We start from the raw sequence: 14,447 nt of genomic DNA on the forward strand, positions 1-14,447 counted from the left end.
CCTCAGTCCTCGAGCAGGATGCGGCCGGCGCGGAAGGACAGGACGGCCAGGCCGCCGAGCACGGCCACGCCGACGACGTGGGCGGGGAGGTCGGTGAGTCCGCCGGTCAGCAGCGCCACGACGGGACCCACCACCAGTGGCGGAGCGGCGGCCACCAGGACTCCGGCCACGACCGCCCGGACGAGCGGCACCTTCAGCGCCACGCGCGACAGCACCCCGCTGAGCAGACCGACGCCCAGTGCCACCAGCGCGAACGGCCCGGCCAACGCACCTTGGCCCGCGCTGTCGTTCATGAAGAACGACGACACGAACAGCCACGGCGCGATCGCGACCAAGGCAGCGCTGCTGAGTGCCAGCGTCAGGACGACCGCGGACGACGAGGTGCTCGTCCGCGTCATGCGGCGACCTCGGCGCGAGCGGGCCGGCTCAGGATCCGGTGGGCACCCCAGAGGCCAGCGGCGCCGGTGAGGAAGAGCCCGAGCGCCAGCAACGTGTTCGGCAGGTCCGTCTCGGGTGTCGAGTAGCCCAGCTCGTTGAACGGCAGCACCGACTCCACCCAGATCGGGCCGAGCAGCAACGGCGCAGCCGGGGCGGCAATCAGGCACGCGAGCACGGCGGAGGCCTTGCGACAGGCGAGCCCGCAGAGCAGACCCGCGGCGAGCGTCGGCGTCAGCACGGTGACGGCGAACATACGGTTCTCGCTCGCCGTCACCGAGTCGTTCAGCATGTAGCACGAGAAGAACCCGTAGGGCACCGAGACGAACAGCGTCCCCAGCCCGAGGAACGCGGTCAGCGCGACCGTGCCCCACGGCGTCATCGACGACGGGTGGGACGTCACCACCGGGGGATCCGCTCGTCGCGCAGCAGGCGTGAGGCGCTCCGGAGGCACGCGCAGCCCGCCAGAAGCAGGACGAGCGAGAGGGCAACGTTCTGCAGCGTCGTGTCGGGGGCCGGGTCGTCCCACCGGTCGAACGGCAGGATCGAGAAGACCCAGACGGGCCCGGCCAGCAGCGGCGGTGCGAGGGCAGCGAGCAGGCCTCCCGGTACGGCACGAGCCTCGGGGACGTCGCCGCGTGAGCCGATGGTCGTCCCGCACACGAGCCCGACGACGAGCGCGGCGGCGACGACGAGCGCGACGAACTGAAGGTGGTCGCCCCACGACGGGGAGTCGTTGAACATGTACGCGGGCGCGAACGCGAGGGGCACCACCACGACCAGCGTGAGGACGGACACGCCGGCCGTCGTCGCCACGCTCGCACTCGTCATGGCGGCATCGTGGCACCGGCGGGCACCGCAGCGCAGGCGTTTACGCTCGCGGGGTGATCATCGAGACCGAGCGACTCGTCCTGCGTCCGTACACCGACGCGGACGCCGAGCGGGTGCTCGACATCCACTCGCGGCTCGAGGTCATCCGCTGGCTGGACGACCCGCCGTGGACGCCGATGGCCGACCTGGACGAGGCGCGGGCCTGGATCGCCAACTGGGAGCGCATCCACGAGAAGGACGAGCGTGACGTCGGGCTGGCCATCGAGGTGCGCGAGACGGGCGTCGTGGCCGGCACGATCATGTGCGTCCCGCTGCCGAAGTCCCAGAACGGCGAGAAGCAGATCGGCTGGCACCTGCACCCCGACAGCGTCGGCCACGGGTACGTCACCGAGGCGGCGTCCGCGCTGCTCGACCACGTCCTGCCGCTCGTCGGCAACCTGTGGTGCGACATGTTCGCCGACAACGCCCCGTCGGCCGCCGTCGCGCGCCGGCTGGGGCTGCGCGAGCTCGGCGTGCGTCCCGACCCCTGGTACGGCGGGGAGTCGCTGATGTTCCACGTCACCCGCGACGAGTGGCAGGCGCGCCGGCCCGCGTAGGCTTGCCTCCCGTGGCTCTCTCCATCGGCATCGTCGGACTCCCGAACGCAGGCAAGTCGACGCTCTTCAACGCCCTGACCAAGAACGACGTCCTCGCGGCGAACTACCCGTTTGCAACGATCGAGCCGAACGTCGGCGTGGTCGGCGTGCCCGACTCGCGGCTGGAGAAGCTCGCCGAGATCTTCGGGTCGGAGAAGATCCTCCCCGCGACCGTGCAGTTCGTGGACATCGCCGGCATCGTCCGCGGCGCGTCCGAGGGCGAGGGCATGGGCAACGCGTTCCTCAGCCACATCCGCGAGTCGGACGCGATCTGCCAGGTGACCCGTGTCTTCCGCGACGAGGACGTCACGCACGTCGACGGCAAGGTCGACCCGGGCAGCGACATCGAGACGATCTCGACCGAGCTGATCCTCGCCGACCTGCAGACCGTCGAGAAGGCGCTGCCGCGACTCGAGAAGGACGCGCGCCGCGACAAGTCGCTCGCCGCCCAGCTCGCCGAGGTCGAGAAGGCCAAGGAGGCGCTCGAGGCGGGCACCGGCGTCTTCCAGGCCGGCCTGGACCTGGAGCTGCTGCGCGACCTGCACCTGCTGACCGGCAAGAAGCTGCTGTACGTCTTCAACTGCGACCTCGACGAGCTCGCCGACGAGGACCTCAAGGCCAAGATGCGCGAGATCGTCGCGCCGGCCGAGGCGATCTTCCTGGACGCCAAGAGCGAGGCCGAGCTGGCCGAGCTCGGCGACGACGAGGAGTCCCAGGAGCTGCGCACCCAGATGCTCGAGGAGATGGGCATCACCGAGCCCGGCCTGGACGCCCTCGCGCGCGTCGGCTTCGACACGCTCGGCCTGCAGACCTACCTGACGGCGGGCCCGAAGGAGGCGCGCGCCTGGACGATCAAGAAGGGCGCGACCGCTCCCGAGGCCGCCGGCGTCATCCACACCGACTTCCAGCGCGGCTTCATCAAGGCCGAGATCGTCTCGTACGACGACCTGGTGGAGGCCGGCACCATGGCCGCGGCGAAGTCCGCCGGCAAGGTGCGCATGGAGGGCAAGGACTACGTGATGGCCGACGGCGACGTCGTGGAGTTCCGGTTCAACGTGTGAGGTGGTTCCGTCGAGGAAGTGACGGACCTTCCGCCAATGCTCTGGACATGACGCAGGACCGACGACGCGAGCTCATCGAAGACATCATCGAAGGCCTCGTCCACGGGGAGGTCGGAGAATCTCTGCCGACGTTCGACATCCAGCGCGTCGACGATGGTTCGATCACGTTCGACCTGGGTGACCCGGACCGGATCTACGTCGTGACGGTCACGAGCTCCCTGCGGTCGGGATAGGTCCTTCCCGCTCGCTTGTTGGCTCGCGAGTTCCTGAGCGCTACCTCCTGAGCGAGGACCGCAGCGTCCGCACACTGTCCGCAACGCGGGGGCCGGACGCCGTCCGCGCACCTAGCCTTCGTCCATGCAGGACTTTCTGCTCGTCGCCGGCCTGGTGCTCTTCCTGCTGGGACTGCTGACCGGCTTGGTCGTCCCCGCGCTGAAGAACCCGCGCATGGGAGTGGTCAGTCACCTCCAGGGGATGACGAACGGGCCGTTCCTCGTCGTCGTCGGGCTGCTGTGGCCGATGCTCGCGCTGTCGCGTGCGTGGGAGGTCGTCGCGGTCGTGCTGCTGGTCTACGGCACGTATGCGAACTGGCTCGGGACGCAGCTCGGCGCGCTGTGGGGTGCGGGCGGCCGGTTCGCCCCGCACGCGACCGGCGACCATCGCGCGTCCGCCGGGCAGGAACGGGTCGTGGACGCGCTGCTCGTGACGCTCGCCCCGGCGATCATCGTCGCCACGGTGATCCTGATCGTGGGTCTCCTGCTCAGTTGATGATCTCGGCCCGGGTCTGCCGCATGATCGCGAGCCGCTCGGCCCACGTCGCCAGGGCCTCGGGGGTCAGTCGCGTCCAGTCGGTGACCTCCTCGACGACGACCAGCGGGTCCGTCGTGCGGAAGGACCGGGTCGGGTTGCCGGGGAACTTCTTGTCGGTGACGTTCGGGTCGTCCTCGAACGGTCCGGTCGGCTCGACGACGTACACGTGCGGCTCGGCGTCGTCCGGCCCGAGCATGGCGGCGATCTCGGCGGCCAGGCCTGCTCCGTCGCGCAGCGCGGTGAAGTAGACGTGGTTCATGACCACCTCGGGCCGGTAGTTCGACGGCCGCCCGGCGGTCAGCCGGTCGCCCGGCTGAAGGAGCGCACGGGTGCCGTGGAAGAACGGACCGTCCGGCGTCCCGCTCAGACGTCCGCCGTCCGGATGCGGACCTCGCGCTCCATCCGCTTCTCGTGCCGCGCGCGTCCCTTGATCGCCTCGAGCTCGCGGCTCTTCGGCGGTGCGTTCGTCACGAGCTCGTCGAGCATGCGACGGGTCGCCGCCGCGATCTCGTCGATGGCCCGCTCGAACGCCTCGGTGTTCGCCTTGGACGGCTTCGTGGAGCCGCTCACCTTCCGCACGAACTGCAGCGCCGCCTCGCGGACCTCGTCATCGGTGGTCGGCGGCTCGAAGTTGTGGAGCTGTCGGATGTTCCTGCACATGGATCGACGGTAGTCCCGACTGGCCGCATCCGGACAGGTCCGAGCCGATTCCCGCCAGGCCCAGCGGGGTAGGACGAACGCGTCGTACCCGTCGGTAGGGCGGCCGTGTCGCTAGCCTTCACGGACCGTCACGGAGGAGGAACCATGCTGAAGAACATCGTCGTCGGAGTGGACGACAGCGAGAGCGCCCTCAAGGCCGCTCAGCGGGCCGCCGAGCTCGCCGCCACCACCGGCGCCGTCCTGCACGTGGTCTCCGCGGTGGACGACCGCCGCCCGCTCCCGGACTCCACCGACGTGCCCGAGGGTGTCGGCACCACCCCGGGCGAGCAGGCCGAGGCCATCGCCGCCGGCGTCGCCAACGCGCTCAGCGACACCACCACCCAGGTGCACGCCTCACCGCACCCGGGACGTCCCGGCGACGCGCTGGTCAGCGTGGCCAAGGAGGTCGACGCCGACCTCATCGTCGTCGGCAACCGCCGGGTCCAGGGCCTCGCCCGCGTGCTCGGCAGCGTCGCCACGGACGTCCTGCACCACGCTCCCTGCGACGTCTACATCGTCAAGACCGTCTGACGCGTCGCACGCCGCAGGCGGGCCGCCCGTCTGGCAGCGTGGGGGCATGAGCACGATCGACGAAGCCCTGGCCGTCGCGGCCGAGCACGGGCTCGAGCTGTCCGCCCACGACGCCACGGTCAACGAGGCCGGGCTCGACTACCGGGTCGTCATGGCGTCGGACGCCGACGGCGTCCGATGGGTGCTGCGACTGCCGCGACGCGAGGACGTCTCGGAGGGGATGGCCGACGAGGTGCGCATCCTCGACCTGGTGGCGCCGGTTCTGGCGGCCGACGGGATCGCGGTGCCCGACTGGCAGGTGCGGGCGCCGGAGCTAATCGCCTACCGCGCCCTGCCCGGCGCACCCGGCCTGACCCTTACGGACGCGAGTGAGGTGGTCTGGCACATGGACCCCGCCAGCCCCGACTACGCCGAGCGTCTCGGACGTCTGCTCGCGCGCCTGCACTCGATCGGCGCGGAGGAGGCCCGCTCGGCCGGGGTCGAGGTGCGCACGCCCGCGGAGGTCCGCCAGGCCTGGCTCGACGACGTCAGCCGTGTGCGCGAGGCGTTCACGGTGGCGCCGTCCCTCTCCGACGCGTGGCAGGCCTGGCTGGACGACGACGCGTGCTGGCCCGAGCGGACGGTGATGACGCACGGCGAGATCTACCCGGCGCACGTCCTGCTCGCCGACGACGGCACGTTCACGGGCGTTCTCGACTGGACGACGGCGCGGGTGGACGACCCGGCGCGCGACCTGTCCGCCCAGTACGGAGCCGGCGGCGAGGAGATGCTGCAGCTGACCCTGCGTGCGTACGAGCAGGCCGGCGGGCACGTCCATCCCGGGCTGGCGGCGCAGGCACAGCACCTGTGGGACGCCTCGCCCATCGGCTACGGCCTGTACGCGCTGACGACCGGTGCGGATGCCGACCTGGCGACCGCCGCGGCCCTGCTCGACCCCCAGGAATGAGCGGAGCGGCGCGTCTGGACGCGTTCGAGGACGAGCTGCGGAGTCGGCTCGACGGTCTTGCGACCGTGACGCGCGAGCACGTCCACAACTATCCGAAGCCTGACCTGTACGACGTCGTCGTGACGATCGAGCCGGTCAATCCGGCGAGCGCCCCGATCTCGTGGATCGCGTCCGACGTGGACGTCGTCCTGTCCGTCGGCCGCGGGAACTGGCCGCGGTGGGAGCTCGCTCTCGACGATCTGGGCTTCGACGAGCTCGACAACCTCGTGAAGGCTGCCATCGACGGTCGGGTGCGCGAGACGTTCGGCTGGCACCGGTCGTTCGTCGAGGTGCTGCACGAGGACGGTCAGGTCGAACGCTCGACCGGCGGCGGCCTGCTGGGCCTGGTGCCCTTGCCCGGCTGGAAGTGGTGGGGGCGGCACGTCCGGTACGAGCCGTACGCCTGAACGGGGGAGCGGCGGCGCGGTCGCGTCCTTGCCGCTGCACCGGGGCGGCTGCCAGGCTCCGGAGCACCATCGACGGGACGAGGTTCTGCATGCAGGTGACACAGGTGGGGGCGGCCTTCGCGGTCGAGGATCCAGCGGCCGCCGGGAGCTGGTTCGCCCAGCACCTCGGGTTCGGTGTGCTGGTGGACCTCGGCTGGTTCGTGAGCACGCAGCACCCGGACCAGCCGGACCTGCGGATCGACTTCGTCAGCGCCGACCACGAGACCTGGGTCGAGCGCACGCCGGGCGTCCGCGGCTCGATGATCGCGCTCGTGATCGGCGACGTCGACGAGCAGCACGGGCGACTCGTGGCCGCCGGTGTCCCGATCCTGAAGCCGCTGGTGACCGAGCCGTGGGGGCAGCGCCGCTTCCAGGTGCTCGCTCCGGGAGGGCTCGTCGTCGAGCTCGTGCAGCCGGTCGAGCCAGACTCCGCCTGGATGGAGTCCCAGGGCCTCGGGACCTGAGCTTCCCCACGGCGAACCGCCCGGCGGCCGGCTAGCGCTCGGCGTCCATCAGGCGCCAGGTGAGGGCCGGGATCACCACGGCGGCGGCGACGAGGTGCAGGCCGACGAGGGTGAGGATCGTGGCGATGTCCGCGCCCGACAGCGTCGCGGGCACCAGCGAGACCAGTGTCAGCACGACCGTCGTGCGCAGGAACCAGGTGGACGGTCGTGCGCTCCATCGGCGCAGCGCGACGGCCAGGACGACGCCGAGCAGCGACGCGAACGCGGTGACCACCGCGAACCCCGACAGCGGGATCTTCTCCTCGCCGTCAGGCACCTCGAAGTCGACGCCGGCCGCGCGGGCGAGGGCCGCGATCGCGGTCGTCAGCACCACCGCGCCGAGGGTGGCGAGCAGGCCGGTGACGACGAGCTCCCGCTGCGGATGCCGGTGGTCGTGCCCGGGTGTCTCGCCGGTGGTGAGGGTGGGTCCGTCGATGCTGTTCATGTCGTGCCTCCATCTTTCGCGGTTCGCGCAGGGGCGGTGGCGTCGGGCCAGCGTCGTGGTCGGTGATCGCCGTGGCATCCGCAGGGGACGCCGCGATCCCTCAGTCTGCGTCAGGCAGGGTGTCGAGCCAGTCCTGCCAGGCCGGCTCCTCGCGCTTCGCGTAGTCGGCGGCGTCGGCGCCGAACAGGTAGGCGCGGACGCCGACGGTGGCCTTGTCGTCGTCCCACGGGAAGGTGAAGAAGCTGAGCATCCCGGGCACGGGGTCGGTGACCCGGACCAGCGTCTGCCGCTCGCCAATGCGCTCGACGACGCCCGTGGAGCCGCGGACGTCCACGGTCTCGCCGACGTCCGTGAGCCCGAGCCGCTCGTGCAGCGTCGCCCACAGCGTCTTCGGGTCGCCGGGGTGCGTCGAGCTGATCTCGAGCGGCGTCGCCTGCTGGCCGGGGAAGTGCGACAGGTACAGGCGCAGGTTGTCGAACCACGGGCGCCAGCTGATGTCCATGTCCTCCCACCACTCGGACTCCCAGTCGGCGCCGGTGCCGTACCCGCTGGTGGTGACGCGGACGACGCACGTGCCGCCGGACGTGGCCTCGACGAGGTACTCCGACGTCATCGGGCTGAGCTCGTCCGGCTCCTTGCCCATGAGGGCGGCCCAGTCCTCCTGGTACTCGAGCCGGCGCGGCGGCTCCCAGGCGGTGACCTCGCCGTCCGAGCCCATGTCGGGGCCCATGGAGATGTGCAGCGAGCCGCCGACGCGCTCGTCGATCTGGGTCGGGAGGAACCAGGCGGTCATGCCCTTGCCGGTGGCGATCGCCTCCCAGACCTGCTCGGGCGTGCCGGGCACCTCGACGCTGAACTGCAGGCGGTACGGGACGTTCGGGGTGGTGGTGCTCATCTCTTCTCCTCGGGTAGTGGGTGGGAGGCGACGACCAACCGGTGCGGACGTCCGTCGTCGTGGTGGTACTTGGCGGTCAGGTCGATCACCGCGGCGGTGAGCTCGTCGGCGAACGCGGCGCGGTCCTCGGCGGAGCGGAACCCGACGCGGGTGTCGATGGTCAGGGTGGGAAGGCGCTTCCCGGACGATCCGGCTCGGCGGGCGAGCGCGCCGACCTCGCGCACGACGCGTCCGGCCAGGGCGACGAGGTAGCCGGCGGACTGCTGGTCGGCGTTGGCGTCGGGGTCGGCGGCGGACGCGCTGACGACGGCGGGGGAGACGACGTATGTGGCGGCGGACGCCTGCAGGACCCGCTCGGTGATGCCGCCGTGGCGCCGCTCCTCGGCGAGCGTGACCAGGCCGCGCGCCTCGAGCGCCTTGAGGTGGTAGTTGACCTTCTGCCGGGCCAGGCCGACCCGGCTGGCGAGCTCGGCGGCGGAGGCGGGCGTGGCCAGCTCGCCCAGCAGCCGGGCCCGGATGGGCTCCAGCGCGGCGGCGGCCGTGCCCGCGTCCTCGATGACTTCGACGTCCTGCATGGCCTCAGCCTGCGCCTTGACAAGAAAACTTGTCAAGGGTGTCCGCGAGCGCCTGCGGAGGCCCGCAAACGTCCGGGCCGGCGGGCATGAACAGGCTTACGCTGACGAGGTGTCCACGACGTCCTTGGCGCGGCGTGCGGCCCGGACGGTGGGCGAGAGCCCGGCTGCGGGCCGGGTCGCGGACGCGCAGGAGGCGCTCTACCGGCCAGTGCTCGCGTGGTTGGGTCACAGCCCCTTCCACACGGACGTGCTCGGCCACTCGATCCATCCGATGCTCACCGACGTCACCCTGGGGTGCTGGCTCAGCGCGTCGATCCTCGATGCGAGCCGGGGGAGGAGCGCTCGGGGAAGCGCGACGGTGCTGGTCGCCAGCGGCCTGGTCGCGTCGGTGCCCACCGCGTTCGCGGGAGCTGCGGACTGGGCGGGGATGTCGGGCAGCGATCGCCGCATCGGCGCGATCCACTCGCTGGGCACCGACGTCGCGACGTTCCTGTTCCTCGGCTCCCTCGTCGCGCGCCTGCGAGGCCGGGACTCCACGGGGATGAGGCTGGCGATCGCGGGCAACCTCGTCCTGGTCGGCGCCGGCTTCCTCGGTGGGCACCTGGCGCTCAGCCGCGGCACCGCGAAGCGGTAGTGCTGGGTGGCCGGGCGTCAGCCGTCCGTCCGGAGGCGGACCGGCGCTCGTCGGCGTAGCGTGCCGGGCATGACGAGCGACGCTGACGCCCAGGTGGAATGGCCGACCCACTGCCCCGAGTGCGGCACCGAGCTGCAGTCGGAGGTACTGGAGTCGGTCGTGACGAACGACTGGAACGAGGGCTCGCCGATGCCCGTCCTGGCGGTCGACGTCTGCCCGAACCCGGACTGCCCGGCGAAGACCGTCGGTCCGGGTGGCGGTGCTGAGGGCGTCGAGCTCTGAGCCTCAGCCGATCCGCTCGGCGAGCGAGGCGATGATGCCCTCGGGGCCGCGGACGTAGGCCATGAGCCAGACGTCCTCGTAGCGTCCGATGCCACCGACGAGCCCGAACCCGTCGGCGGCGAGGCGCTCGACCGTCCCCTCGAGGTCGTCGATCTCGAAGCAGACGTTGCGCAGGCCGAGCTCGGTCGCCATCGCGGTGGGGGAGCCGGGCTGGTGGTCAGGACGTACGAACGTCGACAGCTCGAGCGCGGTCTCGCCGCCGGGCGGACGCAGCATGACGATCTCGGTGCGCGCGTCCGGGATGCCGATGACGGTGTCGAGGAACTCGCCCTCCACGAACGTCCGGCCCTCCGCCTCCAGCCCGAGCTTCTCGAAGAAGGCGAGGGCGGCGTCGAGGTCGGCGACGGTGATGCCCACGTGGTCGAACCGGCGGATCGGAGTCATGGGGTCATGCTCCGCCGCCGGTGGGTCAGGGCAGGGCCGGCCAGCTTGCGCGGAAGTCGTCGGCAGCGGCATGGGTCCTGAACTCAAGAACCGCGACGTTGTGCTGTTGCAGCGCGTCCAGGACTGCCTGAGGCTCGACGCGGAAGAACTCCTTGCGAAGGTTGACCTTGTTCAAGCGTTGCGCGGCGAACTCCCGATGCAGCATCGCTTCCACGCCGACCGCGTCGTCGCTGAAGAACAACGCGTGGACGTCGAAGATGAAGGGAACGGACGCGTCGCCCAGCTCTCGCACTCGATCCATCGGGTCGAGTCTTCGGGTCATGCCGATCTTCACCACCCCTTCTCCGAACGCCCCGATGTTGGAGATGACGTAGACGTAACCGGCGCGGATGTTCGCAACGCGGTAGTCCGCTTCGGCGATTGCCGCGTCGATGCGTACGAGCTCCGACTCGAGCTTGAGTGCGCCGTCCTCATCGCCGGCAGCGCGAAGGCGTTCGATGGAGTTCGTGTAGTGCGCGCGCTCCTTTTCGAGCCTTTCCTTCTCGCGGGTGATCTCGGCCTCTAGAGCCTTCTGCTCACGCAGCTCAGCGCGACGCTCGCGTTCGAGCTCCTTGGCAGTCGCGACGGCCTTCAGATGCCGGGCGGCAAGCTCCAGCTCTAGGAGTCGAAGGTGGTGGTAGCGCGTGGTCACCGCGAGATCGATCATGGTGCCCTGCTTGGCGATCTGTTCACGCGCAACCGACAGCCGCTTCTGCGCGGAGGCTAGATTGCCAGCCTTGACGCTCTTGACTGCATTCTCCGCCTCGGCGTTGTAGGCACGGAGCATGATCCGGCTCATCTGATTGACGAAAGTCTTGCCCTTCGCCGTCGAGCCGTTGAACGTGAAGCCGGACGTGGCCGTGATCGCGGTGCCGATCTTGTTGGCCTGGCGGATCTGGGAGCGGAGCGCTTCAAGCTCGGTTGCAAGGCTAGCCGAGGCTTCCGCTGGATGCTCGAAGTCGAAGAGCCCGAGCTCCTCCAGCGAGATTCGGTCGCGGGCCACCAAGATGTCGGACTCGACCCGCTCCTTCTCAGCAGAAAGTTCCTGGACTTCTGCCCGCAAAGCGGTCTCGAGCTCTTGCTGCTCTGCGATCCGTGTCGCGCGCTCGACCGCGTCTAGGGCACCCAACTCCGCCAACAGACGGGTGAGACGGGCGTTTTCGGACTGAAGCTTTGTCGCGATCTTCTTGGCGTTGAATGCCGTGACCTTCTCGGGCTCACGAGTTGCCGCGGACGGCATCGGGTCTGGCTCATCGATGGCCGGGGCTTCCGCAACTGGTGTTTCGTGCGTCGGCTGGGCCTTGTCCGTTTCGCCTACCGCCGGTTGAGGAGGCAGGGCGTCCTGATGACGCTGACCGTTCGTAGCCACGTGCTCGGTCCATCGAGCGCCGTCCCAGTAGCGAAACTCGTAACGTCCAGTCGGGTCGCGGTACCAATCGGCGACGGTCGTTCCCATGATTCATCGTCCTTTGCTCATCGGGACCGTATGACATTGCGTCAGAGAGATGGGGCGTTTCGACGGACCTGCTCCTGAGAACCGTCCTGGATTCCGCCGCGGAACCCGTTCAGGACCTGGTGCCCTACGACGAGGACGCCCAGCAGGTGCTGGCTCGCGCGTTCGACGTCGCGATCGCGGCGGAGGCCGAGATGGTCGACGTCCCGCACGTCGTGACGGCCCTCGGCGACGACTTCGCGGCGTAGGCGCGTCGCCACAACGAGGTGCTAGGCCTAGCACCCCTGTGGCACGGCACCATGGCGTCATGACGGACGCACCCCGAGCCCGGCCCGCTGCCCACGTCGTGCGACGGGGCGAGGGGATGCCGCTCGTCGCGCTGCACGGCAACGGCGTCGACCACCGGATGCTGCTCGGCCTGGACGACGTGCTGGCCGCGTCGGGCGGGTGGGAGCGGATCTACCCGGACCTCGCCGGCTTCGGGCGCACCCCGGCGCTGGACGCACCGGGTGGCCTGCCCGAGCTGGCCGACTGGACGGTCGCGACGGTGCGCGACGTCGTCGGCGATCGTCCGTTCGCGCTGATCGCGAGCTCGCTCGGCGGACTGCTGGCCCGGCACGTCGTCGCCGCGATGCCTGACCAGGTGCGCGGACTCGCGCTGCTCGCTCCGGTGGTCGATCCGGTCCCGTCGCGTCGCTCGCTGCCGCCGTTCTAGGTGCGTGAGCGCGACGAGGAGCTGGTCGCATCGCTCGACGCCGGCGACCGCCTGGAGTTCGAGGGCCTCACGACGCGTCAGGTGCGCGACGTCTGGGAGCTGTTCCGCGACACCGTCCTGCCCGGCGTCCGGGTCGCCGACGCGGAGGCAGGTGCGCGGCTGTGGGAGAACTACGTGCTGGACATGCCGGAGACGTCCCTCGTGGAGCCGTGCGAGGCGCCGACGCTCATCGTCACCGGACGCCAGGATCACATCGTCGGCTTCCGAGACCAGCTCGCCCTGCTCGAGCACTACCCGCGGGCCACGTACCTGCTGCTCGACGACGCCGGTCACAACCCGCAGCTCGAGCAGCCGACGCTCGTCGCGGCCGCGCTGCAGGACTGGTCGCGCCGCGTCCACGCGGCGGAGTAGCGCCTCAGCCGAAGGCGGCGCGGGTGGTGGCGTCGGCGGGGAGGAACGTCTCCAGGTGCAGGCCGGCGAGGGTGACGTCCGTGGCGGTGTCGAGCTGGGCGGACGTGCTGAAGAAGCGCAGCACGCCCGCGTCCGTCTCGAGCTCGAGGGTGAGGACGGGTCCGGACGTGCGTGGCGGTGAGGGCGTCCCGCCGAGGTAGCCGGTGACCTCCTCGACGAGTGCGCGATGCCGCGGGTCATGGGTGTGCGCGGCCCGGTGTGCGACCTGGTGGAACAGGTGGGCGGCCCAGTCGTCGCGGTTGCGGATGCGGGCGCCGATGCCGTCCGGGTGCAGGCAGATCCGCAGCACGTTGAGCGGCGGCTCGAGCAGCGCCGGTGAGCATCCGACCAGCAGAGCGTCCACCGCGGCATTGGCGTCGACGACGTCCCACGCGTCATCGAGCAGCAGCGCCGGGTACGGCAGGTGGGCGTCGAGCAGGTGACGTAGGCCGTCCATGACGTCCGCGACGGAGCCGTCGTCGAGCGGCTGGTCGTGGAACCGCGGCGCGTACCCGGCGGCGAGCAGCATCGCGTTGCGCTCGCGCAGCGGGACCTCCAGGTGGTCGGCGAGGTGCAGCACCATGTCGGCGGTCGGTCGGGCGCGGCCGGTCTCGACCCGGCTGAGGTGGCGGGTGCTGACGCGCGACAGGTTCGACAGCTCCTGCTGGCTGAAGCGGCGACGCTCGCGCCAGGTGCGCAGCATCGGCCCGACCCCGGCCGGGGGCGCGTCCTCGACGGTGGCGAGCAGTGTCATGGCGGTGAGCCTAGGGACGCGCGAGTCCACCGCCCATGACCTCGGAGGTCATGGACCGTCCGCCGCGACGGCACGAGGCTCCTGGTGTCGGGCCGATCGCCGGCCGATGTCGGAAGGAGATCCTCATGAGTGACGTGACCGAGCAGTACCTGGCGACGTGGAACGCGACCGGGTCCGAGCGCGACCGGCTGCTGGCCGAGCACTGGGCGGCGGACTTGGTCTACGTCGACCCCATGGCCGCGGTCGAGGGACGCGAGGCGATGAGTGCGCTCATCGACGCCGTCCACGCGCAGTTCCCCGGCTTCGTGTTCACCCGCGCGTCCGAGGCCGACGCGCACCACCAGCAGGTGCGCTTCACCTGGGGGCTCGGACCGGCCGGGCAGGAGCCGGTCGTCGTCGGGTTCGACGTGCTGATGCTGGACGACGACGGACGCATCCGGGACGTCCGTGGCTTCCTCGACCGGGTGCCGGCGTGAGCGGACGCCGCGGGTACGCGATCGGGCACCTGCGCGGGGTGCGTCTGGGGCCGGACATCCGTCGCTACCTGGAGGAGATCGAGGCGACCATGGCGCCGTTCGGCGGCGAGTTCCTCGTGCACGGCACGACCGCGGAGGTGCTCGAAGGGCCGCCGGTCGGCGACGTCATTCTCATCGGTTTCCCGTCGGTGCAGGCGGCGCGCGACTGGTACGCGTCGCCGGCCTATCAGGCGATCCTGCCGCTGCGCACCGAGCACGCGCAGTCGAACGTCGTCCTGCTCGAGGGCGTGTCCGAGGGGTACCGCGCGGCCGAGACGGTGGCGAAGGTCTTCGGCAGCTGAGTGAGGGA

The 14,447-nt window shown here is 70.7% G+C and carries 26 protein-coding genes; 15 read left to right on the forward strand and 11 right to left on the reverse strand.

What is annotated here, in order from left to right:
* Positions 1-2 precede the first annotated feature (2 nt).
* From HGAM_RS07880 to HGAM_RS07890, 3 genes are read right to left on the reverse strand one after another with little or no spacing between them, the layout of a single operon-like run.
* Positions 3-398 (reverse strand): hypothetical protein, encoded by a 396-nt coding sequence (locus HGAM_RS07880; RefSeq protein WP_019144934.1) that lies wholly within the window; start codon positions 396-398, stop codon positions 3-5.
* Complete coding sequence (locus HGAM_RS07885) at positions 395-841, reverse strand: hypothetical protein (protein ID WP_019144935.1); 447 nt, start codon at positions 839-841, stop codon at positions 395-397. The genes HGAM_RS07880 and HGAM_RS07885 overlap by 4 nt, the downstream gene beginning before the upstream one ends.
* Positions 835-1,266 carry a hypothetical protein gene (locus HGAM_RS07890; protein WP_019144936.1) on the reverse strand — a complete coding sequence of 144 codons (432 nt, stop codon included), beginning with the start codon at positions 1,264-1,266 and terminating at the stop codon, positions 835-837. The genes HGAM_RS07885 and HGAM_RS07890 overlap by 7 nt, the downstream gene beginning before the upstream one ends.
* A gap of 53 nt (positions 1,267-1,319) precedes the next feature.
* Between HGAM_RS07890 and HGAM_RS07895 the strand changes: the two genes are divergently transcribed.
* From HGAM_RS07895 to HGAM_RS07910, 4 genes are all read left to right on the forward strand, one after another.
* On the forward strand, positions 1,320-1,862 hold the full coding sequence (locus tag HGAM_RS07895) for a GNAT family N-acetyltransferase (RefSeq protein WP_019144937.1): 543 nt from the start codon (positions 1,320-1,322) through the stop codon (positions 1,860-1,862).
* Positions 1,863-1,873: 11 nt separating this feature from the next.
* Positions 1,874-2,962 (forward strand): redox-regulated ATPase YchF, encoded by a 1,089-nt coding sequence (ychF, locus tag HGAM_RS07900; RefSeq protein WP_019144938.1) that lies wholly within the window; start codon positions 1,874-1,876, stop codon positions 2,960-2,962.
* 47 nt (positions 2,963-3,009) lie between these two features.
* Complete coding sequence (locus HGAM_RS07905; protein WP_019144939.1) at positions 3,010-3,195, forward strand: hypothetical protein; 186 nt, start codon at positions 3,010-3,012, stop codon at positions 3,193-3,195.
* 124 nt (positions 3,196-3,319) lie between these two features.
* Positions 3,320-3,730, forward strand: coding sequence for a hypothetical protein (locus HGAM_RS07910; protein WP_019144940.1), 411 nt, complete (start codon positions 3,320-3,322; stop codon positions 3,728-3,730).
* Here HGAM_RS07910 and arr read toward each other — a convergent pair.
* Together arr and HGAM_RS07920 are read right to left on the reverse strand one after the other, a co-directional pair.
* The gene (gene arr / locus HGAM_RS07915; RefSeq protein ID WP_038951649.1) at positions 3,723-4,139 is read right to left on the reverse strand and encodes an NAD(+)--rifampin ADP-ribosyltransferase; all 417 of its coding nucleotides are present in this window, start codon (positions 4,137-4,139) and stop codon (positions 3,723-3,725) included. The two genes, HGAM_RS07910 and arr, sit on opposite strands and share 8 nt — an antisense overlap.
* The gene (locus HGAM_RS07920) at positions 4,136-4,432 is read right to left on the reverse strand and encodes a DUF2277 domain-containing protein (protein WP_019144942.1); all 297 of its coding nucleotides are present in this window, start codon (positions 4,430-4,432) and stop codon (positions 4,136-4,138) included. The genes arr and HGAM_RS07920 overlap by 4 nt, the downstream gene beginning before the upstream one ends.
* 144 nt (positions 4,433-4,576) lie before the next feature.
* On the opposite strand from HGAM_RS07920, the gene HGAM_RS07925 reads away from it, so the two are divergent.
* The 4 genes from HGAM_RS07925 (at position 4,577) to HGAM_RS07940 (ending at position 6,897) form a co-directional block, all read left to right on the forward strand.
* Positions 4,577-5,002, forward strand: a complete 426-nt coding sequence (locus HGAM_RS07925) for a universal stress protein (protein WP_019144943.1) — start codon at positions 4,577-4,579, stop codon at positions 5,000-5,002.
* 46 nt (positions 5,003-5,048) lie between these two features.
* Positions 5,049-5,948, forward strand: coding sequence for a macrolide 2'-phosphotransferase (locus HGAM_RS07930; protein WP_019144944.1), 900 nt, complete (start codon positions 5,049-5,051; stop codon positions 5,946-5,948).
* Positions 5,945-6,394: a hypothetical protein gene (locus HGAM_RS07935; protein WP_019144945.1), complete on the forward strand. Its 450-nt coding sequence runs from the start codon at positions 5,945-5,947 to the stop codon at positions 6,392-6,394. Before HGAM_RS07930 ends, HGAM_RS07935 begins: the two co-directional genes overlap by 4 nt.
* 89 nt (positions 6,395-6,483) lie before the next feature.
* Positions 6,484-6,897, forward strand: a complete 414-nt coding sequence (locus tag HGAM_RS07940; RefSeq protein WP_019144946.1) for a VOC family protein — start codon at positions 6,484-6,486, stop codon at positions 6,895-6,897.
* 31 nt (positions 6,898-6,928) lie between these two features.
* Here HGAM_RS07940 and HGAM_RS18370 read toward each other — a convergent pair whose 3' ends face one another.
* The 3 genes from HGAM_RS18370 to HGAM_RS07955 form a co-directional block, all read right to left on the reverse strand.
* Positions 6,929-7,381 carry a DUF6069 family protein gene (locus HGAM_RS18370; RefSeq protein WP_019144947.1) on the reverse strand — a complete coding sequence of 151 codons (453 nt, stop codon included), beginning with the start codon at positions 7,379-7,381 and terminating at the stop codon, positions 6,929-6,931.
* A 100-nt stretch (positions 7,382-7,481) separates the two neighbouring features.
* Positions 7,482-8,276 carry an SRPBCC family protein gene (locus HGAM_RS07950; RefSeq protein WP_019144948.1) on the reverse strand — a complete coding sequence of 265 codons (795 nt, stop codon included), beginning with the start codon at positions 8,274-8,276 and terminating at the stop codon, positions 7,482-7,484.
* Positions 8,273-8,851, reverse strand: coding sequence for an ArsR/SmtB family transcription factor (locus tag HGAM_RS07955; RefSeq protein ID WP_019144949.1), 579 nt, complete (start codon positions 8,849-8,851; stop codon positions 8,273-8,275). The genes HGAM_RS07950 and HGAM_RS07955 overlap by 4 nt, the downstream gene beginning before the upstream one ends.
* Positions 8,852-8,960: 109 nt before the next feature.
* Here HGAM_RS07955 and HGAM_RS18375 point away from each other — a divergent pair, with 109 nt between their 5' ends.
* Both HGAM_RS18375 and HGAM_RS07965 read left to right on the forward strand, forming a co-directional pair.
* Positions 8,961-9,485 carry a DUF2231 domain-containing protein gene (locus tag HGAM_RS18375; protein WP_019144950.1) on the forward strand — a complete coding sequence of 175 codons (525 nt, stop codon included), beginning with the start codon at positions 8,961-8,963 and terminating at the stop codon, positions 9,483-9,485.
* Between the two features lie 69 nt (positions 9,486-9,554).
* Positions 9,555-9,767, forward strand: coding sequence for a hypothetical protein (locus HGAM_RS07965; RefSeq protein ID WP_019144951.1), 213 nt, complete (start codon positions 9,555-9,557; stop codon positions 9,765-9,767).
* Positions 9,768-9,770: 3 nt separating this feature from the next.
* Here HGAM_RS07965 and HGAM_RS07970 read toward each other — a convergent pair whose 3' ends face one another.
* Positions 9,771-10,211 (reverse strand): VOC family protein, encoded by a 441-nt coding sequence (locus tag HGAM_RS07970; protein WP_019144952.1) that lies wholly within the window; start codon positions 10,209-10,211, stop codon positions 9,771-9,773.
* A 25-nt stretch (positions 10,212-10,236) separates the two neighbouring features.
* Entirely contained in the window at positions 10,237-11,706 is a 1,470-nt protein-coding gene (locus tag HGAM_RS07975) for an SNIPE associated domain-containing protein (protein ID WP_020691794.1), read from the reverse strand.
* 119 nt (positions 11,707-11,825) lie between these two features.
* On the opposite strand from HGAM_RS07975, the gene HGAM_RS20990 reads away from it, so the two are divergent.
* The 3 genes from HGAM_RS20990 to HGAM_RS20770 are packed head-to-tail and all read left to right on the forward strand — an operon-like array spanning position 11,826 to position 12,829.
* Positions 11,826-11,951: a hypothetical protein gene (locus tag HGAM_RS20990; RefSeq protein ID WP_019144954.1), complete on the forward strand. Its 126-nt coding sequence runs from the start codon at positions 11,826-11,828 to the stop codon at positions 11,949-11,951.
* Between the two features lie 59 nt (positions 11,952-12,010).
* Entirely contained in the window at positions 12,011-12,418 is a 408-nt protein-coding gene (locus HGAM_RS20765) for an alpha/beta fold hydrolase (protein ID WP_218915268.1), read from the forward strand.
* Positions 12,419-12,829, forward strand: coding sequence for an alpha/beta fold hydrolase (locus HGAM_RS20770; protein ID WP_019144956.1), 411 nt, complete (start codon positions 12,419-12,421; stop codon positions 12,827-12,829).
* A gap of 4 nt (positions 12,830-12,833) precedes the next feature.
* Here HGAM_RS20770 and HGAM_RS07990 read toward each other — a convergent pair whose 3' ends face one another.
* Positions 12,834-13,622 (reverse strand): helix-turn-helix domain-containing protein, encoded by a 789-nt coding sequence (locus HGAM_RS07990; protein ID WP_019144957.1) that lies wholly within the window; start codon positions 13,620-13,622, stop codon positions 12,834-12,836.
* Between the two features lie 125 nt (positions 13,623-13,747).
* Here HGAM_RS07990 and HGAM_RS07995 point away from each other — a divergent pair, with 125 nt between their 5' ends.
* A complete protein-coding gene (locus HGAM_RS07995; RefSeq protein WP_019144958.1) occupies positions 13,748-14,098 on the forward strand; it encodes a nuclear transport factor 2 family protein in 351 nt (116 codons plus the stop codon).
* On the forward strand, positions 14,095-14,439 hold the full coding sequence (locus tag HGAM_RS08000) for a DUF1330 domain-containing protein (protein ID WP_019144959.1): 345 nt from the start codon (positions 14,095-14,097) through the stop codon (positions 14,437-14,439). The genes HGAM_RS07995 and HGAM_RS08000 overlap by 4 nt, the downstream gene beginning before the upstream one ends.
* Positions 14,440-14,447: the final 8 nt, after the last annotated feature.

This window comes from Aeromicrobium massiliense JC14 (assembly GCF_000312105.1).
In the GTDB taxonomy this organism is placed as follows: Bacteria; Actinomycetota; Actinomycetes; order Propionibacteriales; family Nocardioidaceae; genus Aeromicrobium; species Aeromicrobium massiliense.

Bases quoted from the DNA above. Each gene is read 5' to 3' on its own strand.
- HGAM_RS07965 (WP_019144951.1), top strand. From the start codon at position 9,555: ATGACGAGCGACGCTGACGCCCAGGTGGAATGGCCGACCCACTGCCCC.
- HGAM_RS07995 (WP_019144958.1), top strand. From the start codon at position 13,748: ATGAGTGACGTGACCGAGCAGTACCTGGCGACGTGGAACGCGACCGGG.
- HGAM_RS07990 (WP_019144957.1), bottom strand. From the start codon at position 13,622: ATGACACTGCTCGCCACCGTCGAGGACGCGCCCCCGGCCGGGGTCGGG.
- HGAM_RS07920 (WP_019144942.1), bottom strand. From the start codon at position 4,432: ATGTGCAGGAACATCCGACAGCTCCACAACTTCGAGCCGCCGACCACC.
- HGAM_RS07905 (WP_019144939.1), top strand. From the start codon at position 3,010: ATGACGCAGGACCGACGACGCGAGCTCATCGAAGACATCATCGAAGGC.
- HGAM_RS07925 (WP_019144943.1), top strand. From the start codon at position 4,577: ATGCTGAAGAACATCGTCGTCGGAGTGGACGACAGCGAGAGCGCCCTC.
- HGAM_RS20765 (WP_218915268.1), top strand. From the start codon at position 12,011: ATGACGGACGCACCCCGAGCCCGGCCCGCTGCCCACGTCGTGCGACGG.
- HGAM_RS07950 (WP_019144948.1), bottom strand. From the start codon at position 8,276: ATGAGCACCACCACCCCGAACGTCCCGTACCGCCTGCAGTTCAGCGTC.
- HGAM_RS07935 (WP_019144945.1), top strand. From the start codon at position 5,945: ATGAGCGGAGCGGCGCGTCTGGACGCGTTCGAGGACGAGCTGCGGAGT.
- HGAM_RS07910 (WP_019144940.1), top strand. From the start codon at position 3,320: ATGCAGGACTTTCTGCTCGTCGCCGGCCTGGTGCTCTTCCTGCTGGGA.
- HGAM_RS07975 (WP_020691794.1), bottom strand. From the start codon at position 11,706: ATGGGAACGACCGTCGCCGATTGGTACCGCGACCCGACTGGACGTTAC.
- HGAM_RS07880 (WP_019144934.1), bottom strand. From the start codon at position 398: ATGACGCGGACGAGCACCTCGTCGTCCGCGGTCGTCCTGACGCTGGCA.
- HGAM_RS18370 (WP_019144947.1), bottom strand. From the start codon at position 7,381: ATGAACAGCATCGACGGACCCACCCTCACCACCGGCGAGACACCCGGG.
- HGAM_RS07890 (WP_019144936.1), bottom strand. From the start codon at position 1,266: ATGACGAGTGCGAGCGTGGCGACGACGGCCGGCGTGTCCGTCCTCACG.
- HGAM_RS07970 (WP_019144952.1), bottom strand. From the start codon at position 10,211: ATGACTCCGATCCGCCGGTTCGACCACGTGGGCATCACCGTCGCCGAC.
- HGAM_RS07955 (WP_019144949.1), bottom strand. From the start codon at position 8,851: ATGCAGGACGTCGAAGTCATCGAGGACGCGGGCACGGCCGCCGCCGCG.
- HGAM_RS07930 (WP_019144944.1), top strand. From the start codon at position 5,049: ATGAGCACGATCGACGAAGCCCTGGCCGTCGCGGCCGAGCACGGGCTC.
- HGAM_RS07940 (WP_019144946.1), top strand. From the start codon at position 6,484: ATGCAGGTGACACAGGTGGGGGCGGCCTTCGCGGTCGAGGATCCAGCG.